Genomic DNA, 21,477 nt, shown 5'->3' with positions numbered 1-21,477 from the left:
CCTCGCCACGTACCTGCGCGAGCTGTTGAACGGCACGGACGGCAGCCCCGGCAAAAAGTCCGTGCTGCTCTATGCCTATAACGGCACGGGCAAGACGCGGCTGTCGATGCACTTCAAGAACTTGGGGAAGCAGGGCGAAGCGCGCGACACGCTGTACTTCAACGCCTTCACCGAGGACCTGTTCACCTGGGACAACGACCTCGCCGGCGACGCCGACCGCAAGCTGCGGCTGAACCGCGGCTCGAGATTTTTCGACGGGCTCGCCAGCCTGGAGATGGACAATCGCATCCGCCGCCTGCTGCTGCGCTACGCCGATTTTGATTTCGCCCTCGAAACGCACGAGGATCGGGCGGCCGACTGGTTCGTACGCTTCTTTCGGCCCGAGAAGCCCGAGGAACCGATCAAGGTTTCTCGCGGCGAAGAGAATATCTTCGTCTGGTGTTTTTTCCTAGCCATCGCCGAACTCTCGATTGCGGCGACCGAGGAAGCTGAGCCCTACGCCTGGGTCAAGTTTCTCTACATCGACGACCCGATCTCCTCGCTAGACGAGAATAATGCGATCAGCGTCGCATGTCATGTCGCGGCGGTGCTGAAGGGCCAAGATCGGGTGAAGGCAGTCATCTCGACACATCACACGCTGTTTTTCAACGCGCTGCACAATGAACTAGGCAAGAACCCGGCGAAGCTGTTTCTGAGCAAGGGCGCGGAGGGGTATCTGGTGCGAGACACGAACGATACGCCGCCCTTCTTCCATGTTGCTAATATAATCGAACTGAAGCGCGTTGCGGATAGCGGTGCCGTCTACACCTATCACTTCAACATACTGCGCTCACTGATGGAGAAGGCGGCGAGCTTTCACGGGCTGCCCGGCTGGAAGGCGTGCGTGCCGCGCGATCCAGACGACCCCGACGGTGTGCTGCACGAACGTATGATCGCGCTATTCAGCCACGGCGGCTACTCGCTGTTCGAGCCGGCCGAGATGATACCCGAAAACAAGGGCCATTTCGCCAGAGTGCTAAGCGCTTTTCTGGAGCGCTTCCCGTTCAACCCCGAACTCTTTGACCAACCCCAGCAGGCAGGCGGATGACCGACCAAGAACAAAGGAAGCTGGGCCAGACGCTCTGGAACATCGCCGACCAGCTTCGCGGCGCGATGAACGCTGACGACTTCCGCGACTACATGCTGGCCTTCCTGTTCCTTCGCTACCTATCGGACAACTTCGAGGCGGCGGCGGCGAAGGAGCTGGGGCCGGATTATCCTGACGAAGTGCCCGATGACATCCGCAAAAAGCTGGGAGCCGCTTCGCCGCTGGCCCTTTGGTACCAGGACAATCCGGACGACACCGAGGAGTTTGAGCGGCAGATGCGCCGGAAGGTGCATTACGTTATCCGCCCCGAGCACCTGTGGACCAGCATAGCCGAGATGGCGCGCAGGCAGGACGGCGACCTGCTCGACACCCTGCAGCGCGGCATGAAGTTCATCGAGGAAGAGTCGTTCCAAAGTACGTTCAAAGGACTCTTTTCCGAGATCAACCTATCTTCCGAGAAGCTCGGCAAGACGATGCCGGTCCGCAATGCGACGCTGTGCAGGATCATCACGGAGATCGCCAAGGGGCTGAAGGAGTTCTCCACCGCCAGCGACATGCTGGGCGACGCCTACGAATATCTGATCGGGCAGTTCGCCGCAGGCTCGGGCAAGAAGGCTGGCGAGTTCTACACGCCGCAGTTCGTGTCAGACATCCTGTCGCGGATCGTGCAGCTCGACGGGCAGGAGCCCGCGACGGGTCCGCGCGCGCACATCGATAGCCTGCTCGATTTCGCCTGCGGCTCGGGCTCGCTGCTCCTGAATGTGCGCAAGCAGATGGGGCCGCGCGGCATCGGCAAGATCTACGGCCAGGAAAAGAACATCACCACCTACAACCTGGCACGCATGAACATGCTGCTGCACGGGGTAAAGGACAGCGAGTTCGAGATTTTCCACGGCGATACGCTCGCTAACGAGTGGCCCGAGCTGCGCGAGACGAACCCGGCGCGCATACCGCGGTTCGACGCGGTGGTGGCCAACCCGCCTTTTTCCTACCGGTGGACGCCGACGGACGCGACCGCCGAGGACACGCGCTTCAAGAACTACGGCTTGGCGCCCAAGTCAGCGGCCGATTTTGCCTTCCTGCTGCACGGCTTTCACTTTCTAAAAGATGACGGCGTAATGGCGATCATCCTGCCGCACGGCGTTCTGTTTCGAGGCGGCGCTGAGGAGCGCATCCGGACGAAGCTCTTGAAGGACGGGCACATTGACACGGTGATCGGGCTGCCCGCCAACTTGTTCTACTCGACCGGCATCCCGGTCTGCATCCTCGTGCTTAAGAAGTGCAAGAAGCCCGACGACGTGCTGGTCATCAACGCCGCCGAGCATTTCGAGCGCGGAAAGCGGCAGAACCGTCTGCTGGAAAGCCACATCGATAGGATCGTCTCGGCTTATCGGGATCGCAGGGAGGAGCCGCGCTACTCCCGCCGCGTGTCGATGGCCGAGATTGCAGACGAGAAGAACGGCTATAACCTAAACATCAGCCGCTATGTGAGCACTAATGCAGCCGAGCCTGAGATCGATTTGGCCGCCGTGCACAAGTCGTTGTTGGAGATCACTAAGCGGGCGAGGGACGCGACGGTTAGGCACAACGAGTTTCTGGCGGAGTTAGGCTTACCGTCTCTGCCCATGTGACGGGAGGCAAGGGGTCAACGCGGAGCTGGACGCTCCCAAGCAGCGCCCCCGTCGCCCCACTCTCACGACACTGCGTTACTCACTCCGCCCGATTGCAACGCGGCTTCGACTTTCCGGCGTCGCGTCCCGCACCCGGATGTCTTGCGGATCGTGGCCGGACCGGGCTGTCCGGCGCTATCGATTCGGAGGCTCCCGTTGATTAGCTTGTCATGGGCTGCCAGCTTGGGCATCACCTTGCACGGGAGGGATGGCCGTTGCTCGACTTCATCAGCAAGCACTGGAAAGAGATCGCTGCAGTCATCGCCGCGCTCGTGGCGGGAGGCCATGCCATCCGGTTCGTCTCGACCCGCCTTTCCGGATCGAGCAACAACGTCAATCAGCGGGGCGCTCGCGCGAAGGGGGACATGGTAGGTCGCGACAACAACCGCAGCCGTCGCGGATAGCCCCATTCGTGGACAGGAACGACGTCAATCAGCGCGGCGCCAGCGCGGGCGCGAACCTCGTCGGCCGCGACGACAACTCGGTCAACATCATGCTCTCCCCGGACGGCCAGATCGGCCTTCTGGTCAAGCAGCTCGACAGGGAGATCCACGCCGACGAACTGCGGGAGCAGTGGATCGACGAACTCCAGTTCTTCGAGGAGCCCTACGCTCCCGACGGGGTGAAGGGCCTCGAGGCCAAGCTGACCAGGTGCGGTCGACCCGACAAGATCCAGATGGCGCTCCGTCAGAAGGAGCTCTTCGTCAAGTTCCTGTCGAAGTGGTCGCTCTACGGAGCGGCGCAGCAGCTGCTTGCCCTCTGCCTTCACCGCATCCAGGCTGAGTTCGACACGCATGTCCATCCCCACTGCGGCAGCGTCGACGGCCTCGAGATCGACCGGATCGTCGCCGAGAAGGTGGTGAAGGCGGTGGTCGTCGAGTACGGCCTCGGGACCTTCGCGCTCAACCACGGCCTCGTCATGGGCATGACCTACTGGCTCGCCGACCGCTGCTATGTCCGCTGGCATGCGGCATGACGCAGCTCGTCTACCATCCCGCACTCGATCCGTATAACGCGCTCCTGCGCGCCTGCCGCACCCTCGCCAGCTCCCAGAGCGGTCTGGACGTGACAGCCCTGCGCATCCTCGACTTCCTTCTGGTGTTCCCGGAGAAGATAGTCGCGATTCGCCTGTCGCCCGCGCTCCGCGCGGCCTCGAAGCGCCTGAAGGCGGAGCCACGCTTCCCCTACGACCGATCGCCGTCGAGCCAGGCGCTCTTCCGTCGGATGGGCGCCCCCTTCGAAGCCGCGGTCCAGACGATGATCTCCCGCGGTCTCGCGAAGGTCGGCGGGGCATCGGGCAAGCTGACGCTCGATCCGGAAGCGGTGCCGGCGGAGATGTTGGCGCTCGCCAGGGGCAGGAACGACGAGGAACCCGACCTCATGTCGCTGCTCGCGAGCCTGGGAGCCGAATACCCCAGCCAAGGTCCAAACGGACTGAAGGATCGATCGGGCCTGGCCGAGTTCAGATACGATGTTGTTTGAGCCCACACTCGCGGTCCGCGAGGTCGCCGTCTACCGGGGCTCGGCGTACGCCTACCGGGAGAGCTTCCACGACGGCGTTAACATCATCGCGGGCGAGAACAGCTCCGGCAAGTCGACGATCCTCAGCCTGATCGTCTACGGCCTCGGAGCAGACGTCTCCAAGTGGAGCGACCAGGCGCAGCTGTGCGACCGCGTCAGCATCCAGGTGGCGTGCAACGGCAACCCGGCCACGCTGTCGCGCCTCATCACGACCAAGTCGGGCCAACCGATGGAGATCTTCCCGGGCTCGCTCCCGGAGGCCGAAAGGGCACCGGTCACTGCATGGATGCGCTTTCCATATAGGACATCCGGCGATCGGGAGAGCTTCTCACAGGCACTGTTCAACCTCCTCGGCCTGCCTGAGCTCGAGACAGAGACATCGGGGAGGCTGACAATGCACCAACTCCTCCGGCTGATGTACTCCGACCAGCTGAGCGCGGTGGATCACATCTTCCGGGACGAGAACTTCGACAGCTCGCAACTGCGTGAGGCCATCGGCAGGCTCCTCATGGGGGCGTACGACACCGACATCTACGCCAATCAGCTCCGGGTCAGGGATCTCCAGAAGGAGCTGACCGCGACGGACGCGACGCTGAAAGGTATCTACACCCTCCTCGCCGACGTGAACCACAGCCTTACCCTCGACTGGGCGGCGGCCGAGCGACGCGGCATAGAGGAGCAGCTGGCCGCACTCGCCGCGCAGGCGCTCGACGCGGAAGTGCGCCTCTACGAGTCCGATAAGATCGAACCGCTCTCGCTCGAACCGCAGCGTCGCGCGCTGGACGAGGTGCGAGGCGCGCAGGAACGTCTGGCTGCGCTGGATCAACAGATCGTATCCTTGGAGCTTGAGAGCGCGGATTCGCGCATCTTCCTCACGACGCTCGACAGGAAGATTGAGGCTCTGCGGGACTCCTCCAAGGTTGCCGACGCGGTCAGCAAGGTCGAGTACAGCTGGTGCCCCTCCTGCTTCGCGACTCTGGCGCCACACGACAACCCGCACACCTGTCGGCTCTGCAAGAGCCCCCTGGACGAGGAACGCCTCCGCCGTCGCATCGTCGGTCAACTCAACGACATGCTGATCCAGCAGCGCCAGTCCCAAGCGGTCGAAGCAGACCGGGCGGCGGAGATCTCGACGCTCAGGGAGGGACGCTCGACGCTGCTGTCGTTCTGGCGAAACGCGGCCGCCAATCTGACCAAGGTCAAGAACACGCCGTCGAGCGAGGCCCGGGACCACCTGCGGGTCCTTAACGAGCGAATGGGCTATCTGCGCCGCGAGCTTGAGGACATCGCGCGGCAGGAACGCCTAATCGAGCGCCTTGAGGGCCTCTCGAGCCAGAAGCTGGTTCTAACTTCGGAGATCGCCGCGCTCGTGGACGCCACGGATCGGCTGACTGCCGCGCAGCAGGAACGGCTGTCGAGGGCCTACAAGGCGGTCGAGATCGAGACGGTCGCGTTCCTGCACCGCGATCTTCCACGTCAGGACTCGTTCGAACGAGCCGAGAACGTGTCGTTCAGCTTCCGAAAGGACGAGATGTCGGTTGATGGACACCTCTACTCTTCGGCGTCGTCGACCACGTATCTCAAAAACTCGCTGCTCTCGGGCTTCCTCGCAGCTGCTGCCAGTGATCGGCAGTTCCGCCACTTCCGGCTGCTGGTCTTGGACACGGTAGAGGACAAGGGGATGGAGCCCGAGCGCAGCCGCAACTTCCAAGAGCTGCTCGCCGCCCGCTCGGCAAAGCTCGAAGCCGAGCACCAGATCATCTTCGCGACCGCTATGATCAGTCCTCAACTGGATAGCCCCGAGTACGTCATCGGGCGTAAGTCGACTCACGCCGAACGAACCCTCAGTGTCGGCTGACCCAGCATGCCGCATCCAGTAGCCGTGGGTAGAGCGCGCCGCGGCTAGTCGGCGTGCTCCCGACCGATGTCCGTTTTTGTCAGATGCTCTCTCCAGACCCGATATTCCGCTCTCCACCATTATCTCTCAGAACTCCCAAGCGCAGGTATGGCCCTGCTCCGGGCGTAATGTGCGTCGCTCAGCCACGAAACGCGCTGGTGATCCAGCCCGAACATGTGCTCGACGGAGTGACGGAACCCTGCCGATCGGAGGCGGCGATCGGCGTAGACGATGAATTGAGCTCGCCGTTTATCGTAAACGACACGCCCGCGCGGGTACTCGTCATACTCCGCGCTCAACGGGATCAGCGGGATGCCTGCGCCTCGCAGCCGCGCAGCCCCTAGCCGGCTGAGGTGATCCCAGAACTGGGCATGCCCGCGATCATGGGTCAGCATGTCACCATACGGCTCGGCTTTGTCGAGCGGAGTGAGATCGTGCAGCAATCGCGATGCTGCGCCCTCCGGGACGAACCAGAAGATGCCGACCGACGGGGACACCGCTGACGTCGGGTTCGCGGTCATGGCCATAGGCAGAGTTCGTTGTCGGTGTTGGACCAGCAAGCGCCGCGCCGGGTCATCGTGCCTAGCGGCAGATCCCCATCAGGATCGTGATTCGGCCCGTTCCAAAATGCGGTCGTGATCTGATCGCGAAGCGACAATGCGGCGGCGAAGCCGTCCTCGTAAGACGTATGAGGACCCTCGACTATGAAACCGCCGTTTGCGCGCCGCAAATAGCTGCATTGGCCATCGATGTACCGTTTTCCGCCAACGGTGAGACGACAGGTACCGGTTCGGGCTTGCAGTCGCGCCGGCGCAGCGGGGTTCGACCCGGTGTCGATCGCAGTCGGGGTCGGGATTGGGGCGGGGCTCTGCGCGGGTTCGGCGGGCTGTTTGCTGTCCTGCCTTGCCTCGCACTGCTCAAATATGTTGCCACTGAGGTCAAATCGGTTGTCTGGACCATTATCCAACCAACCCGGTATATATGTGCCCTGGCGTCTCCATTCCGCTACTTGAGCCGCTGTTTCGGCTTTCTTTTTGGCGACCCTGTTTGGGCAATCGGCTTTGTAGGCCTCACGGCTGGGATAGGCCAAGGCGGGATCGAGGTCTCTACCGATCAAATCACGGAAGGTCATGTTAGCGAACGCCGCCAATGGAGACCCGACGAACTCCTGCTCGTCCACTACCGCAGCCGTCAGGAGCAGCTGCGTATCCTGGCTGTCGCCCATGGAGTTTGGGCCGCGTTGCACCTCGGTGAATACGAAGCCAAGGTTGTGCTTTCGCTGCGTGAGTTGATCGACCGTCGTTCCCCGCAAGATCCAGCCAGGGCTGCCCTTCTCCCACCTGATCGCGGTGTGGTTCTCGATCATTCTCGCCACAAAAGTGCTCAGCTTGAAGCCAAGCGGAAAACGGTCGACCTGCACCCAGCCGCTTAGGAAGCTGGGCGGTGGCGCGATGGTGGCGGGCCGGCTTTGCGCAGCGTGTTCTGGCGCCGCAACCGCAACGCTTGGTGGGATGGCTAGAACGATCGCCGCTAACGCCGCTACTATCTTCGCTCTCTGCATCTGCCGTCCCCCTATGTCCAGTCGGGGCGACGGCCGAAGCCGGATGTTGAGAACACTGGCACAGCACAGCGCGCATGCGCCTTTACCGGCAAGCCGGCTGGACATGCGCGCATGCCACCCGGCCGTGAACCGACCGAGATGCTGCGACAAAGAGGTTCTCACGCCCCGCTCCCGCGTATCTCGAGAGCGCGTAAACGATAGGAGACGAACCGGAGCGGGCGCAAGGCGCTTAGTCATGGCCCGCCTCCGCTTTGCGGGTGATCGGGAGTATGGACTCGACCAGCGTCGTCGCGCCGTCGCACGCGTGACAACGGGCGCAGTCGAACACGGTGAGCAGCTCCCAGCGTTGCTCGGCGGTCGACCAGTTTGCCCACGCATCGCGGGCCACGTCTGTGCTCCCGCACGAACCGCAGGTGATCTGGATTGGCGTCGTCGCCATGATCATCCCTTTCATCAACGTCGAACGTTAGGCCGCCTGGCTGATCAGGCGGAACGGCGGCGCGTCGGATCGCTGAAGCGGCCATTTGGCGACCCGCGCCTGCACCGCTGCGCCGACCAGCCGATCGACCTCGCCCCAGTCGAGATACCGCTCGTACAGTGCCGCCGCCGCCTCGGGCGCACCGGCGCGCTCCAAGGCGGCCACCATCGCATCGAGGGTCACGTGTGCGAACGGCACGTGGCCGGGCAGCGTGGGTGCCAAGAAGGAGCGGTAGCGATCGGCCTGACGCTGCACGCGTTCGTTCGCCGCGGGTGCCAGACTCACGAACACGGCCGATGGCCAATCCCCACGGATCACTGCGGCCTGAGCGAGCAGATGCTCGCGGAACAGCTGCTGGAGCGGGTTCGTCCGCAACGCCGCATGGCGTGGATGCATGTACAGCCCGGAAGCCTCGGCAAGGTCGTCCAGCGCACCGGAACGGTATGGCGCGCTCTCGAACAGACCCTCAGTGTACTTGACCTCGATGCACAGCACGCCTGTCCGGGTCGGATGGCGGCTGCGGCGTCGGCGGGTGAACAAAATGCAGCAATCGTGTGCACTCCGGTCAGAGGTCAGATCGGGCTGGTCGCGGCCGGGGCTATGCTCGATCCGGATCGCCGTCACGGTGTCGATATCCTGGTCGGGCAGGAGCTGGCGCAGGACGCACGCGGCGAGGTCGAGGTCGCCAGCGAGGATGCCTGCCAAGTTGAGGCACAGGCCCGTGGACGAGAGTGCGTTGCCGAGACCGCGCTCGACGTCGATGAACGCGCCCCGCTCGCGATAGGCGAGCATTTGATGGGCGTATCGGGCGATGTCAGGAGTGAGGAAGTTGCGTCCCGCCAGCGCCGCCGCCGAGTTCAGCCGAGAACCGAGCCGCCGCTTGCCGCCGCCGCGCACTCGCACATGGCCCGTCGGAATGTCGTGGCGCTGAAGCCACAAGGCCTGAAGAAGCCGGGCGGCGGCCTTGAGGCGATCGTCGTTGCGCTCATGGACGTTGAACTGCTTCAGCACCTCGACGGGCACGATCGGCAGCGCGGTACGGCCACCGGTCATTGCGGACGGTACGGACATGATCTCTCCTCTCGTGCCCCGGTTTGGGCAGGTGAGGAGCATTCACGTGGGCGGCGCAGCTATTAACCTCTGGCTACAACAGACCGCGATCGAGCATGATCGCTATTACCGCGTCGATGCCGGTCTCCTTCCAAGCGGGCTCGCCATCGGTGACGATACGCCGGGTAGTAGGGTAGTAGCTCAAGGTCGGGCCCACCTTCAGCTGATGTCGATTGTTGTGCGGCCGGCGAGCCGTTATTCCCTCTCTAATCAAACGATCGATTGCCGCGATCATCTCGGGATCATCACCCTCCCGCACTTCGGCGGGTAGCATCTTATTAAACTTCATATCAACTATCCTTCTTACTTACATCTCTCCGCAGTGAAGAGAAAGAAAGAAGGGTCGCATGGATGAAGAGAAGACAGGCAGAGAGAAGGCAAGGCAGAAAGGGTACGGAAGCGCTGCTACTTTCTAATGTACAACATCGATTATGTCTATGTTTTCGAGAGCCAAGTCCGCCATCGTTTTCGGCTCCTGAATAGCATCAATGCAATTGACTTCGCTAAGCGGGCACCAGCTTGAGGTTACGGCGTTTTTTAGCAACGTTAGACACGGGCAGCGCGGCTTTCTCAACTAAGCTTATTCCCGCTTCACTGACCTCGAGAGTGGGGTTGTTTGCCACAAGCTCGTCACAACATGCTATGAGGCTGGAATTGTTAGTCTGGTCTGTCCGTAGTATGACTTCTGTTCGCGTGCATTCTGTGTCAAATTGAACGATTGCGGCCCTAAGTGTAGGGTTGGTGACCAAGTCAGCCCGTGGTGTCGGTGAAATCGCCAGCAAGCGAGCCCAAAGATCGACGTTCAGACCAATGAGAGCGTCGTCCTCCGTAGAGCCGTGCTCGTAGACGGCATCAATATGCTGTTGCGCCTTACTAACGTTTGGCCCGTGGGTAGTGTCGACAGCGCCGAGGGCGACCGTCGACGCACTGCTCGCGAACAACTTGAGCGCAGCGTAAAACTCGTCCGTCTGCCGACCGCGTACGATCAGGCAGGTGAGCAAAGACGTGAGAAGTTGTTCACCGTTGACGCTCAGCAATACTGATCCGTCCCGAATCTTAGTGGCGATCTCGTCGAACGCGATATCGAGGGGCCGGCCGGCAGCGAAGGTGAACACGACGTTCTGCTTCGTAACCACGTAGTGCGATCTTGAGCGACGGATTTCTGCTCCACTCCCGGTCCAGCGCAGCATGAATGCCAGTTGGCCAACAAGTTCAGCTGGAATAGTGATGTCGTGATCGACCAAGTCGGGTGCTGTGTAGCGCAACGCATGATAGCCACGGAGCAGCAAGCTCCCCCCTGTCACCCGAACGACATCGAAATCGTCCACCCCAAGTTGCTTGGCGATCGTCAGTCCCTTGGCGATCGAAGCTGCCGCGAGGGGGTGCGCCGCTTGTTCGACCGGCAGGCCGCTAAGAAGCCGCTGCGGAGCGGGTTCGTGAACGACCGGTAAGCTGAGCAACGTACTTCCCAAAATGTATTCGATGGCTGACCGCGCGGGGTCCAGGCGCAATAGCAGAAGGGATTTTCGTTCACTCTTCTGACTACGGCGGATCGCCGCTGGCACCGCCTGACCGCGCTCGGCCAAGAGCTGGGCCAAGAAGGAGTACTTGGTTTGGAAGGCGATGCCCTCAGCTGGCAATCGCTCGCCGACGGCACGCGCGGGAACAGGGCACTCTACCTCAATGCCGGAGATCCGGTTGCGCAGCACCATTCGGCCACTCAGAACCGTTATGGTAAGCGGCTGGAGGCTTTCGACGATGGAATGTAGTTTTGCCCGATCGGCGTCTAACTTCCCGCCGTCCTTGATCTTGCGGATACGAGCGAGCTTGGAGTCATCGCGCGTGGGCAGGCGCGTGACGGTGATGGCCGCCGACAGAAGGCCTACCGGGACGGCGATCAAGAGTGTTCGCTCGATCTCCTCCGCAGTCGGCCTCTCACCCGTGGTGAGGCCGAGCCGCGTCCGCAACAGCTCGAGTGCGCGGTCAGCGTCGTCGCCGAGCCCCTCCGCATCTAGCCCGTCAGCCGAGCTGTCGATGCGCGCAAAGGCCCGGTTGATCTCCTTTCCCTCCATGTAGCAGGCCAAGTCGTCGCGCTCGGCCGCCGCCTCCTCTCCTACCTGGCTGATCAAGCGCTCAAGTTCATGATTGGTCATCATCTATCCCTCGGCGGAAACATTGGTGAGGGGTGCCCAGAGCGGCCTACGCCGTAGGCGCAGCTCGGGCGGAAGGTCGCGAACATGTCGCTCGTCACGGGCGATCAGGTTGATGTGGGCGAGTGTTAAAGGGTCGCCGGTCTCTGCACGACGCTGCTCAAGACCCCGCTCGAACGCGGCGCGGCGTTCGCGCTCGTTCTGACGTTCACGATACTCGCGCAGCTCCCAGCCGGTGAACAATTGGTCCCACCGGCCTGCCCGCCATGCGGACGCATGGGGCAGCTGCTGACGCAGCGCGTGCCTGCGAGCACCGGGACCGATCGTGTTTGATGTTCGGTACCGCGCGCCGGCGATGTCACCCAGCGAACCTCGATATGAAGACCTGACGGCCAGTCGGTCAAGTAAGGGTTGGCCACCGACGACAGCGCAAGGATCGATGCTACCCCACAGCGGGCGAAGAAGTCGCCATTGCCGGGCCACGCTATCGCGGGGATCGGAACCCGATCGAAAATCCAGCGTCGGCGAGTATGGAGCTTTCCCGCTCTTAACGGCGAAGCGGGCGAACCACGCGACAAACCAGGCCACAGCCCGCGCCTGGAACGCGGCCGGCAAATGGAATAGCAGGGTTCCCGATAGCCCGCCGGCTGGGGAACGATCGAGGAACGAAAGGCGGTGAAGCGAATGATCCTCGCCGCCGGCGTCGCACCAGTCTGCAAGTCGTTGAGCGAACTCGCGTCCGACCGCAGTCTGAACCGCTGTAGCTTCTTTCTCCGTCGAAACACCCATCGGGGCGAAGTCGATAACAAGCCGCGCGTCGAGCGCTACGCCGTGCTCCTGAACCAGAAAGGTCCCGGCCTCGTAGATCTGAAATGCCTGATCTGGGGTCAGTCTCATCGCGCGCTTCCGACAGGCAGCGCGTGTCGCCTATAGGTCGTCCTTGGTCGACGGTGTCGAGCGGAATCGAGCTTGTCGACGCGAGGCAGAGCAGCGAGCTGCTCGAGGGGCGATAGTGCTCCGTCTGACCACAATCCGGCGCAGAGGTCGCCGAAGCGTGCGGCATGGATCGCGAAAGTCTCCGCCGTGATCGGTGGAATGTACTCGTAATGCTCTAGCAGCAGGTCAAGATACGCCCGAAGCGACAATTGCAGTCTATCTGCGTTCAGTAGCAATTGCCTGAAAAGACTCTCGACCGATTCGCGCCGATAAAGCAGTCCGGACGCGTCATTGTGGGCGAAGATTGGATTGTCGTACGATTGCTTGATATACAGCAGTAAACGTTGAACGTCGCGAAACCGGTTGACAGGCTCCGCGTCCATCCTCTCCATCGAGCTCCAGACGGTGGCTACGTCTCCGGCGAGGGATGCTGAAAGGAATTTCACCACTGCGGTGGAATTGGCAAAATAAAGTGATGTACTTACTACATCGGCAGTTACACTCTGGCTCTTACCGACATACTCACCGATTTCTTGTAGCGCTGAGGTGGCCTGTCGCAGGCCGTTGCTCTGCTGTGCGATCAACGTAAGTGCGCCCGGTTCGATGGTCAGCGATTCGGCGCGGACGATCCGTTCCAGCCCCGAGACCTTCTGTTCGACGGTCAGCGGCTGCAACCGCAAGGGCGTACATCGCTGCTGCAGCGGTCCGGGCAATGCGGCGTCGTCGATCAACGCAAATATGAAGATGACGGCGTCAGAGTCCTCGATGGGCTTGAGCAGAAGGTCGGCGGCCGGCTTCGATAGCCGGCTCGCCTCATCAATGAAAACGGTGTGCGACTTGTAGCCCGCCGGCGCAAACCGAAGACGGTCGATGAAGCCCTCCAGCTCCTCCTTCGTCCCCATCCGGCTGGGTGTATTCAGTTCGTGATAGGCTGGGTGAGGCCGAACTTCTTTGATGCACCGGCAGCTGTAACACCGCCCGCAGGGCTCAGAATTGAGCAGCGCCTCACAATGGTATACCTGCGCGATTAGCCGCGCGATGTGTGGTCTTTCCGACCCCCGACGGCCCGGTGAGGACGACGTGAAAAACTCCGCGCGCCGCCAGCAGCGCAGACAACTTGCGGATCACGACGTCTTGACCGACGACATCGGCGAAGCGCTGCGGACGGTATGCGTTGGCCCAAGCTTGCGGCGTCGCGTCCGTGGTCACTCGCTCGACCGCCGGCTAGAAGGAGATATACGCAACGCCTGTGTTGCCGCGTAGCGGTCAGGCTTCATCTACCAGCGCCCTGATGGAAGCCATCGTGATCACCGTACGGGTGCCCAGCTTGCGAGCCACAAGGCGCTTTTGGCCAATAAGAGCGTACAGGTGCGTTCGGCCAACGCCGAGCAGGAGTCCGGCATCGGCGACTGATACGACTAGCGGAATCAGAGCAGGCGCACCGCCTTGCTGAGGCCGCGCGTCGGTGCCGATGATTGAGGAAGCGTGTTGGGCCGCTTGGTCTAGCGTGCGCGTGGATGGTGAGCGTGGCGACAAATTCTTGTCGCGCCCTGCAGCGTTGTCAGGTGTTACCTTCATCTGATCCATCCAGAGTGCACCGTCGGCGACCTGAGGAGGGGTGCAAAGCACCCGGATACGTGCCGGTGAAACGTTTCGTTCGGCTATTGGCGCCGCCCGGTCCGCCGGGATCGACGCGGAGCTTAGCTCTGATTCTTGGGCCGTCCACCCTTGTTCGTCAGACCTGCGCGACGCTGTATGGCACGCAGAAGTTTCTCTGGAACGTACATACCACGAAACCTAAGTTTTGCGACATCCAACAGAGCTCTGATCCTTCGAGACTGTGCCTCTTCAGAAAGCGAGTTGAACCAATCAGTAAGGTCGTCGAGACTTACAGACCTTTTTACATTGCCTTTCTCAACTGAGCTAAGGACCCAAAGCTCTGCCGGCCTGGCTGATAGGAGAACATCATCAAGAAACCGATCGTCGTAGAAGGCCGGATTGATATCCAGTAGTTGCAATGGAAGCCTTTCTCTTCCGAGCTGTAGAAATGTCAGCAAAGACCCGTTGCTATCATGCCAAACATAATGAGGTATCTCGAAAAGTTGACCGGTTCCTACTTCGCGCAATAGGCCGGTTAGATGTCCACTCCTAAGCTGAATCAGAGCTTCCTCCGCAGCCTGAGCAAGGTTTCTGGCGTGCAGCTCGACCTCGTCGTGGAAAGCTGTGCGGGCAGTATGCAGCTTGCGCAGATGAGTCGCACGCCTTTGAACCACGTCGGCCACTGCGACCAGCCGCTCTTTCAGCTCCTGTGGGCGTACGTTCCAATGATGGCCGGACATGGCTTGTCCCTGCAGCCGGCCGGAGGATCGGTCCAGACCTGTCGACAACAGCTAGGCGACGCAGTACGCCCAGACTGCCGGCACGGCACTCGATCGATCCCGATTACCTCTCACGGGGGCCTATTTGGGGGCCAACTCGAGCGACCCTCCTAATAATCTGTTTCATTGTAATGAGATAGCAATAGATCGCGAGTCCTCTTCTGGACTCACATCGACCAGTACTGAAAAGGCAGGAGAAAACCCGATCTCGTCCGGGGACTCGAACCCGACCACTCGGCTCGCTCCTCTTCTGGGCACCACGATCTTATCACCGAACTGATCCCAACACCGCGCAGGGCGCACATTGGCGTTTTCTTATCGGGCGGGGAGAGTAGAACATCTGCCGGCTCCGTGCGGCAATGTCCGCTGCGGCATATCGGAGGGGGACCCAGTGAACTTCGACCTGCTCGACGAACACCGGATGCTGAAGGAGCTGGTCCGCCAATTCGTCGACCGTGAGCTGATGCCGTTGGAAGCCGGCGTGCTGGCGCGCGAGGCGGGCGGCGCCAGCCCCTCGCTGCCGGCCGACGAGCAGGCGCGGATCGACGCGGTGACGCGCGAGCTGGGGCTCTGGGGGCTCGACGCGCCGGCGGATGTCGGCGGAGCGGACCTGCCGGCGGTGGCGCTGGTGGGGGTCAATGAGGAGCTGGCGCGAACCGTCACGCCCTACACGCTGCCCCCCGACTCGCCCAATCTCAGGATGCTGATGGCAACTGTCACCGACCGTCAGCGCGAGGCGTATCTGGCGCCCTATGTGCGCGGCGAGACCATCTCCGCCATCGGCATCTCGGAGCCGAGTGCAGGATCCGACCCGGCGGGGATGACGACGACCGCGGTGAAGGACGGCGACGACTGGGTCATCAACGGCCGCAAGATCTGGATCACGCGCGCGGCTGACGCGGACTTCACCATCGTCATGGCGGTGACCGAGAAGAAGCCGGGCGGTCGTAACGCCGTCTCCGCCTTCCTGATCGACAAGGGAACCCCCGGCTTCACCGTTGCGCGGCGGATCCCGATGATCGGCGGCCAGTCGACTTATGAGGTGGTCCTGGACGATTGCCGCGTGCCGGGGTGGAAGCTGCTCGGCACGCCCGGTCAGGGTTTCGCGCCGATGCAGGTTCGGCTGGGGACACGCCGGATCGAGATGGCGAGCTGGTCGATCGGGATGGCGCAACGCGCGCTCGACATGATGATCGACTTCGCGCCGCAGCGGACGACCTTCGGCAGACCGCTAGGCGAGCGCCAGACGGTGCAGAACTGGATCGCCGAGGCGGCGACGAAGATACATGCGGCGCGGCTGATGACCTATGATTGCGCATGGAAGCTCGACGAAGCGCGCGACGTCAGGCAGGAAATCTCGATGATCAAGGCGTTTGCGGTCGAGATGGCGTATGAGGTCGTGGATCGCGCGATGCAGCTCCACGGCGCGATGGGAATGACGCGCGAGCTGCCGCTCCACCTGATGGCTTCCCGGCTCAGGACAATGCGCATCTATGATGGGCCGACCGAGGTACATCGCTGGGTGGTCGCGCGTAATCTGCTTGGAACGCGGGCATGACGGTCGATACCCGGCACGAGGGCCATGTCGCGGTCGTCACTTTCGCGGCCCCACCCAACAACCATGTCTCGGTCGACCTGCTGCGTACGTTGGCGGACGCCTTTGATACGCTCGACGCCGATCGTTCGGTCCGGGCGACGGTGCTCGCATCTGCGGGCAAGGTGTTCTGCGCCGGCGCCGACCTGGCGCCGCCCGCGGAGGGCGGGCCGGGGGTGAACACGCTCGCGCTCTACGAACAGGCGGCGCGGCTGTTCGGGGTCGCCAAGCCGATGGTGGCGGCGGTGCAGGGCGCGGCAGTCGGCGCCGGGCTGGGGCTGGCCTTGGTCGCCGATTTCCGGGTCGCGGCGCCGGAAGCGCGTTTCGCGGCCAATTTCGTCAAGCTGGGCTTTCACCCGGGCTTCGGCATCAGCCACTCCCTGCCCCGGCTGGTCGGGCAGCAGCACGCCGCGCGGCTGCTCCTGACCGGGGAGCGGGTCAGCGGCGAGGCGGCGCTGGCGATCGGACTGGCCGACGTGGTCGCGCCGGTCGACGGGCTGCTCGACGCGGCGGTCGCGCTGACGGCGACGATCGCCGGGAACGCGCCGTTGGCGGTGCAGGCGACGCGGGCGACGCTGCGCGCCGGGCTGGTCGAGGCGATCCGCGCGCAGACCGATCTCGAAGCGGCGAAGCAGGCTGCGCTGATGCAGACCGCCGATTTCGCCGAAGGCATCCGTGCGGTACGCGAGCGGCGCGCCGGCAATTTTATAGGAGAGTAGTCATGGCCGAAGCCTATATCATCGACGCGGTGCGTACCCCGCGCGGCGGCGGCAAGCCCGGCAAGGGCGCGCTCAGCCACATGCACCCGCAGCATCTCGCCGCGACGGTGCTGAAAGCGCTGGCCGAGCGCAACGCGCTGGCGACCGGCGACGTCGACGACATCATCTGGTCGACCTCGACGCAGAGCGGCAAGCAGGGCGGTGACCTCGGCCGCATGGCGGCGCTGGACGCGGGCTATGACGTAAAGGCGAGCGGGACGACGCTGGACCGCTTCTGCGGCGGCGGCATCACCGCCGTTAACTTCGCCGCCGCGCAGATCATGAGCGGGATGGAGGACCTCGTCATCGCCGGTGGCACCGAGATGATGTCCTATACCCAGACGCGGCGAGCGGAGGAGGCGCAGGCGGGCATGGCGTTCGGCATGGGCTCGGGTAACGAGCGGCTGGCGGCGAGCCACCCGCAATCGCATCAGGGCGTGTGCGGCGACGCCATCGCCACGATGGAGGGGATCGCGCGCGAGGACCTCGACGCGCTGGGGCTGGAAAGCCAGCGCAAGGCCGCGGTCGCGATTGGCGAAGGGCGGTTTGCGCGGTCGATCGTGCCCGTGACCGACGACACCGGCGCGACCGTGCTCGACCGCGACGAATATCCGCGCCCCGACACGACGGCGGAAGGTTTGGCGGCGCTCAAGCCCGCCTTTGCCGCGCTCGCCGACTACAAGCTCGACGAGAACGGCCCGACTTTCCGCGAGCAGATCAACGCCAAATATCCCGACCTGACGATCGAGCATTTTCACCATGCCGGCAATTCGTCGGGCGTGGTCGACGGCGCGGCGGCGGTGCTGCTGGCGTCGAAAGACTATGCCGACAAGCACGGGCTCAAGCCGCGAGCGCGGATCGTCGCCACCGCCAATGTCGGCGACGATCCGACGCTGATGCTCAATGCCCCCGTCCCCGCCGCGCGCAAGGTGCTGGCCAAGGCGGGGCTTGCCGTGGAGGACATCGACCTGTGGGAGATCAACGAGGCGTTCGCGGTGGTGGCGGAGAAGTTCATCCGCGACCTGAAGCTCGACCGGTCTAAGGTGAACGTCAACGGCGGCTCGATCGCGCTCGGCCACCCGATCGGTGCGACCGGCGCGATCCTGATCGGCACGGTTGTCGACGAGCTGGAGCGGCAAGGCAAGCGCTACGGCCTCGTCACGATGTGCGCGGCGGGCGGGATGGCGCCCGCGATCATCGTCGAGCGCGTATGAGGCTTGGGCCGGACATCGCCGCAGTCATCACCGGCGGCGCGTCGGGGATGGGTTTCGCCACCGCGCAGGCCCTGCGGGCGCACGGGGTCAAAGTCGCGCTGTTCGACAAGAATGCGGAACTTGGCCCGGCACAGGCGGCGGCAATCGGTGCCACCTTCTGTGCGGTCGACGTGATGGACGAGGCGAGCGTCGTGGCCGGCTTCGCGGCGGCGCGCGCGGCGAACGGGCAGGAGCGCATCCTGGTCAATTGCGCGGGCGGCAGCGCGGGACCGATCAAGACCGTCGCGCGCGACCGTGAGACGGGGGCAATCGTCGAATATCCGATCGACAAATACGCCTGGGTGATCGGGCTCAACCTGATCGGATCGTTCCGCTGCATCGTGAAGGCGGCGGCGGGCATGCTGACCCTCGACCCATTCGAGGACGGTGAGCGCGGCGCGGTGGTCAACACCGCCAGCGTCGCCGCCGAGGAAGGGCAGGTCGGGCAAGTCGCCTATGCGTCCGCCAAGGCGGGGATCGTCGGCATGACGCTGCCCGTCGCCCGCGACCTCGCGAACGAGGGCATCCGCGTGAATACGATCCTGCCCGGCGTCTTCGGCACGCCGATGATGGCGCGCGCATCGGTGAAGGTGCGAGAGGGCCTGGCCGCGGCCGTGCCGTTCCCGAAGCGGCTTGGCCATGCCGAGGAATATGCGCGGCTGGCGTTGGAGATGATCACCAACGGCTACCTCAATGGCGAGGACATTCGCCTCGACGGCGGTATCCGGATGCAGCCGCGATGAGGGTGGCGCAATGAACTTCGACTATTCCGACGAGCAGAAGATGCTGAAGGACGAGGCGCGACGCTTTCTGGCGGCGCGGTGCGGCCCGGCGGTGGTGCGCGGCGTGCTCGACGACGGCGCGAAGAGCCACGACGCTGAGCTGTGGCGCGCGGTCGCGGAGCAGGGCTGGCTCGGCGCAGCGATTCCGGAGGCGCATGGTGGGCTGGGTCTGGGCCATGTCGAGCTGTGCGCGCTGGCAGAGGAGCTGGGCCGGGCGTGTGCGCCGATCCCGTTCGCGTCGACCGTCTATTTTGTCGCGGAGGCGCTGATGCTGTTCGGCTCCGACGCGCAGCAGGCCCGATGGCTGCCGCGGATCGCGACCGGCGAAGCGATCGGCGCCTTCGCCACCGCAGAGGCGCCGGGCCCGGTCACGTCGCGCTCGATCAGGGCGAGCGTCGCAGACGGGAAGCTCAGCGGCGTCAAGCTCCCGGTCACTGACGGCGACATCGCCAGCCTGATCGTCGTGCTCGCGATCGACGGACTGTATCTGGTCGAACGCGGCGAGGGGGTGAGCGCCGAGGTGCTGAGCACGCTCGACCCGACCCGCTCGGCGGCGCGGCTGACCTTCGCCGACGCCCCGGCCGAGCGGCTGGGCAGCAGCGCTGTGGATGGGGACGGGTTCACCGCGGTGCAGGCGGTGCTGGACCGCGCCGCGGTGCTGCTCGCGTTCGAGCAGCTGGGCGGGGCGGACCGGGCGCTGGAAATGGCAAAGGCCTATGCGCTGGACCGCTACGCCTTCGGGCGGCAGATCGGCGGCTATCAGGCGATCAAGCACAAGCTGGCCGACATGTACGTGAGGAATGAGCTGGCGCGGTCGAACGCCTATTACGGCGCCTGGGCGCTCAACGCCGGCGCTGCGGAATTGCCGGTTGCAGCAGCGGCGGCGCGCATCTCGGCGTCCGACGCCTTCTGGTTCGCATCGAAGGAAAACATCCAGACGCATGGCGGCATCGGCTTCACCTGGGAGGCCGACCCGCAGCTTTACTACCGCCGCTCGCGCCAGCTGGCGCTGGTGGCGGGTGCACCGGCGGTGTGGCGCGAGCGGCTGGTGGCGCAGCTCGATCGGCGGAACGCGTAAGGAGGCAGCATGGACTTCGAGGACAGCACCGACGAAGCGGCGTATCGGCGCGACGTGCAGGCGTGGCTGGCGGAGAACGTTCCCGCTCACCACGCAGAAACTCATGTGGACGGGCTGGCAGCCGCCAAGGCCTGGCAGGCGCGCAAGGCGCGCGGCGGTTATGCGCAGATCACCTGGCCCAGGGAGTGGGGCGGCGGCGGCGGCACCGCCATCCAGTCGGTGATCTTCGGTCAGGAAGAGGCCAAGCACGACGTCGACTCGCGCCCGTTCGCGATCGGACTCGGTATGTGCGTGCCCACGGTGATGAAGTTCGGCGACGACGCGGCCCGCGGTCGTTTCGTCGGCCCGGCGGTGCGCGGCGAGGAAATCTGGTCGCAGCTCTTCTCCGAACCTGCGGGCGGATCGGATGTGGCGGCGATCCGCACGCGCGCGGTGCGCGACGGCGACGATTGGGTGGTCAACGGCCAGAAGGTCTGGACGTCGGGCGCGCATTATTCCGACTTTGGCATACTGCTGGTCCGCACCAACTCCGATGTGCCCAAGCACAAAGGGCTGACGATGTTTTGGCTCGACCTGAAAAGCCCGGGGGTCGAGATCAGGCCGATCCACCAGATGTCGGGCGGATCGAACTTCAACGAGGTCTATTTCACCGACGTCCGCATCCCCGACAGCCAGCGGCTGGGCGCGGTCGATGACGGGTGGAATGTCGGGCTGTTCACGCTGATGAACGAGCGTCTCGCGATCGGCGGGGGGTCAGGGGTAGGTCCGGCGGAATTGCTGGAGCTGGCGCGTGCGCTGCCCGCGGCGGAGGGCACGCTCCTGGGTGACGCCGCATTCCGCCAGCGTTACGCCGACTGGTATGTCGCGGCACAGGGGCTGAAGAACACCCGGATGCGGACCATGACGGCGTTGTCCAAGGGCCAGACGCCCGGCCCGGAAAGCGCGATCGGCAAGATCGTCGCTGCCAATCAGATGCAGGAGCTGGGCAATGCCGCGATCGAGGCGGAGGATCAGTTCGGGATCATCGACGACCCTGCGCTGGCGCCGATGCGCGCCGCGTTCCAGTCGCTGGTGATGTCGGCGCCGGGTTATCGCATTGCCGGCGGCACCGACGAAATCCTGAAGAACATCATCGCCGAGCGCGTGCTGGGGCTGCCGGGCGAGGTGCGTACCGACAAGGACAAGGCGTTCCGCGATCTGGCCGTCGGGCGCTGAGGAGGGTAG

The 21,477-nt window shown here is 63.8% G+C and carries 22 protein-coding genes; 12 read left to right on the top strand and 10 right to left on the bottom strand.

From position 1 onward, the window contains the following. Nucleotides 1-25: 25 nt before the first annotated feature. The 6 genes from ACP2AD_RS02745 (at nucleotide 26) to ACP2AD_RS02720 (ending at nucleotide 6,136) form a co-directional block, all read left to right on the top strand. Nucleotides 26-1,087 carry an AAA family ATPase gene (locus ACP2AD_RS02745; RefSeq protein WP_425228552.1) on the top strand — a complete coding sequence of 354 codons (1,062 nt, stop codon included), beginning with the start codon at nucleotides 26-28 and terminating at the stop codon, nucleotides 1,085-1,087. After that, nucleotides 1,084-2,718 (top strand): type I restriction-modification system subunit M, encoded by a 1,635-nt coding sequence (locus ACP2AD_RS02740; RefSeq protein WP_425228551.1) that lies wholly within the window; start codon nucleotides 1,084-1,086, stop codon nucleotides 2,716-2,718. Before ACP2AD_RS02745 ends, ACP2AD_RS02740 begins: the two co-directional genes overlap by 4 nt. A gap of 254 nt (nucleotides 2,719-2,972) precedes the next feature. After that, nucleotides 2,973-3,161 (top strand): hypothetical protein, encoded by a 189-nt coding sequence (locus tag ACP2AD_RS02735; RefSeq protein ID WP_425228550.1) that lies wholly within the window; start codon nucleotides 2,973-2,975, stop codon nucleotides 3,159-3,161. A gap of 8 nt (nucleotides 3,162-3,169) precedes the next feature. After that, nucleotides 3,170-3,733 carry an ABC-three component system protein gene (locus tag ACP2AD_RS02730; protein WP_425228549.1) on the top strand — a complete coding sequence of 188 codons (564 nt, stop codon included), beginning with the start codon at nucleotides 3,170-3,172 and terminating at the stop codon, nucleotides 3,731-3,733. Further along, nucleotides 3,730-4,239 (top strand): ABC-three component system middle component 5, encoded by a 510-nt coding sequence (locus tag ACP2AD_RS02725; RefSeq protein ID WP_425228548.1) that lies wholly within the window; start codon nucleotides 3,730-3,732, stop codon nucleotides 4,237-4,239. The genes ACP2AD_RS02730 and ACP2AD_RS02725 overlap by 4 nt, the downstream gene beginning before the upstream one ends. After that, on the top strand, nucleotides 4,229-6,136 hold the full coding sequence (locus tag ACP2AD_RS02720) for an AAA family ATPase (RefSeq protein ID WP_425228547.1): 1,908 nt from the start codon (nucleotides 4,229-4,231) through the stop codon (nucleotides 6,134-6,136). The genes ACP2AD_RS02725 and ACP2AD_RS02720 overlap by 11 nt, the downstream gene beginning before the upstream one ends. A 119-nt stretch (nucleotides 6,137-6,255) precedes the next feature. Here the strand turns inward: ACP2AD_RS02720 and ACP2AD_RS02715 are convergent, their stop codons facing one another. The 10 genes from ACP2AD_RS02715 to ACP2AD_RS02670 all read right to left on the bottom strand — a co-directional run bounded on the left by ACP2AD_RS02715 (nucleotide 6,256) and on the right by ACP2AD_RS02670 (nucleotide 14,749). Then, on the bottom strand, nucleotides 6,256-6,702 hold the full coding sequence (locus ACP2AD_RS02715) for a hypothetical protein (RefSeq protein WP_425228546.1): 447 nt from the start codon (nucleotides 6,700-6,702) through the stop codon (nucleotides 6,256-6,258). Then, the gene (locus ACP2AD_RS02710; RefSeq protein ID WP_425228545.1) at nucleotides 6,693-7,736 is read right to left on the bottom strand and encodes a hypothetical protein; all 1,044 of its coding nucleotides are present in this window, start codon (nucleotides 7,734-7,736) and stop codon (nucleotides 6,693-6,695) included. The genes ACP2AD_RS02715 and ACP2AD_RS02710 overlap by 10 nt, the downstream gene beginning before the upstream one ends. Nucleotides 7,737-7,965: 229 nt before the next feature. Then, on the bottom strand, nucleotides 7,966-8,175 hold the full coding sequence (locus ACP2AD_RS02705; RefSeq protein ID WP_425228544.1) for a hypothetical protein: 210 nt from the start codon (nucleotides 8,173-8,175) through the stop codon (nucleotides 7,966-7,968). Between the two features lie 27 nt (nucleotides 8,176-8,202). Continuing rightward, a complete protein-coding gene (locus ACP2AD_RS02700; RefSeq protein ID WP_425228543.1) occupies nucleotides 8,203-9,285 on the bottom strand; it encodes a PGN_0703 family putative restriction endonuclease in 1,083 nt (360 codons plus the stop codon). A 73-nt stretch (nucleotides 9,286-9,358) separates the two neighbouring features. After that, nucleotides 9,359-9,613 carry a hypothetical protein gene (locus tag ACP2AD_RS02695; RefSeq protein WP_425228542.1) on the bottom strand — a complete coding sequence of 85 codons (255 nt, stop codon included), beginning with the start codon at nucleotides 9,611-9,613 and terminating at the stop codon, nucleotides 9,359-9,361. Nucleotides 9,614-9,827: 214 nt separating this feature from the next. After that, the gene (locus ACP2AD_RS02690; RefSeq protein ID WP_425228541.1) at nucleotides 9,828-11,477 is read right to left on the bottom strand and encodes a hypothetical protein; all 1,650 of its coding nucleotides are present in this window, start codon (nucleotides 11,475-11,477) and stop codon (nucleotides 9,828-9,830) included. 3 nt (nucleotides 11,478-11,480) lie between these two features. Continuing rightward, nucleotides 11,481-12,371 carry a hypothetical protein gene (locus ACP2AD_RS02685; protein ID WP_425228540.1) on the bottom strand — a complete coding sequence of 297 codons (891 nt, stop codon included), beginning with the start codon at nucleotides 12,369-12,371 and terminating at the stop codon, nucleotides 11,481-11,483. Then, nucleotides 12,368-13,522, bottom strand: coding sequence for a hypothetical protein (locus ACP2AD_RS02680; protein WP_425228740.1), 1,155 nt, complete (start codon nucleotides 13,520-13,522; stop codon nucleotides 12,368-12,370). Before ACP2AD_RS02680 ends, ACP2AD_RS02685 begins: the two co-directional genes overlap by 4 nt. A gap of 154 nt (nucleotides 13,523-13,676) precedes the next feature. Next, nucleotides 13,677-13,988 (bottom strand): helix-turn-helix domain-containing protein, encoded by a 312-nt coding sequence (locus tag ACP2AD_RS02675; protein ID WP_425228739.1) that lies wholly within the window; start codon nucleotides 13,986-13,988, stop codon nucleotides 13,677-13,679. Nucleotides 13,989-14,110: 122 nt separating this feature from the next. After that, entirely contained in the window at nucleotides 14,111-14,749 is a 639-nt protein-coding gene (locus tag ACP2AD_RS02670; RefSeq protein WP_425228539.1) for a hypothetical protein, read from the bottom strand. Nucleotides 14,750-15,179: 430 nt separating this feature from the next. Here ACP2AD_RS02670 and ACP2AD_RS02665 point away from each other — a divergent pair, with 430 nt between their 5' ends. The 6 genes from ACP2AD_RS02665 to ACP2AD_RS02640 are packed head-to-tail and all read left to right on the top strand — an operon-like array spanning nucleotide 15,180 to nucleotide 21,468. Beyond that, nucleotides 15,180-16,346 carry an acyl-CoA dehydrogenase family protein gene (locus ACP2AD_RS02665; RefSeq protein ID WP_425228538.1) on the top strand — a complete coding sequence of 389 codons (1,167 nt, stop codon included), beginning with the start codon at nucleotides 15,180-15,182 and terminating at the stop codon, nucleotides 16,344-16,346. Beyond that, a complete protein-coding gene (locus ACP2AD_RS02660; protein ID WP_425228537.1) occupies nucleotides 16,343-17,101 on the top strand; it encodes an enoyl-CoA hydratase/isomerase family protein in 759 nt (252 codons plus the stop codon). The genes ACP2AD_RS02665 and ACP2AD_RS02660 overlap by 4 nt, the downstream gene beginning before the upstream one ends. A gap of 2 nt (nucleotides 17,102-17,103) precedes the next feature. Next, nucleotides 17,104-18,354 (top strand): acetyl-CoA C-acetyltransferase, encoded by a 1,251-nt coding sequence (locus tag ACP2AD_RS02655; RefSeq protein WP_425228536.1) that lies wholly within the window; start codon nucleotides 17,104-17,106, stop codon nucleotides 18,352-18,354. Further along, nucleotides 18,351-19,136: an SDR family NAD(P)-dependent oxidoreductase gene (locus ACP2AD_RS02650; protein ID WP_425228535.1), complete on the top strand. Its 786-nt coding sequence runs from the start codon at nucleotides 18,351-18,353 to the stop codon at nucleotides 19,134-19,136. Before ACP2AD_RS02655 ends, ACP2AD_RS02650 begins: the two co-directional genes overlap by 4 nt. Before the next feature lie 10 nt (nucleotides 19,137-19,146). Further along, nucleotides 19,147-20,253 carry an acyl-CoA dehydrogenase family protein gene (locus tag ACP2AD_RS02645; protein WP_425228534.1) on the top strand — a complete coding sequence of 369 codons (1,107 nt, stop codon included), beginning with the start codon at nucleotides 19,147-19,149 and terminating at the stop codon, nucleotides 20,251-20,253. Between the two features lie 9 nt (nucleotides 20,254-20,262). Then, the gene (locus ACP2AD_RS02640; RefSeq protein ID WP_425228533.1) at nucleotides 20,263-21,468 is read left to right on the top strand and encodes an acyl-CoA dehydrogenase family protein; all 1,206 of its coding nucleotides are present in this window, start codon (nucleotides 20,263-20,265) and stop codon (nucleotides 21,466-21,468) included. The last annotated feature ends 9 nt before the right edge of the window (nucleotides 21,469-21,477 follow it).

The sequence above is a fragment of the Sphingomonas sp. genome (genome assembly GCF_965248875.1).
In the GTDB taxonomy this organism is placed as follows: Bacteria; Pseudomonadota; Alphaproteobacteria; order Sphingomonadales; family Sphingomonadaceae; genus Sphingomonas.
Note: the sequence above shows the minus strand (reverse complement) of the source record. Positions and strands in the feature narration are given on the sequence as shown.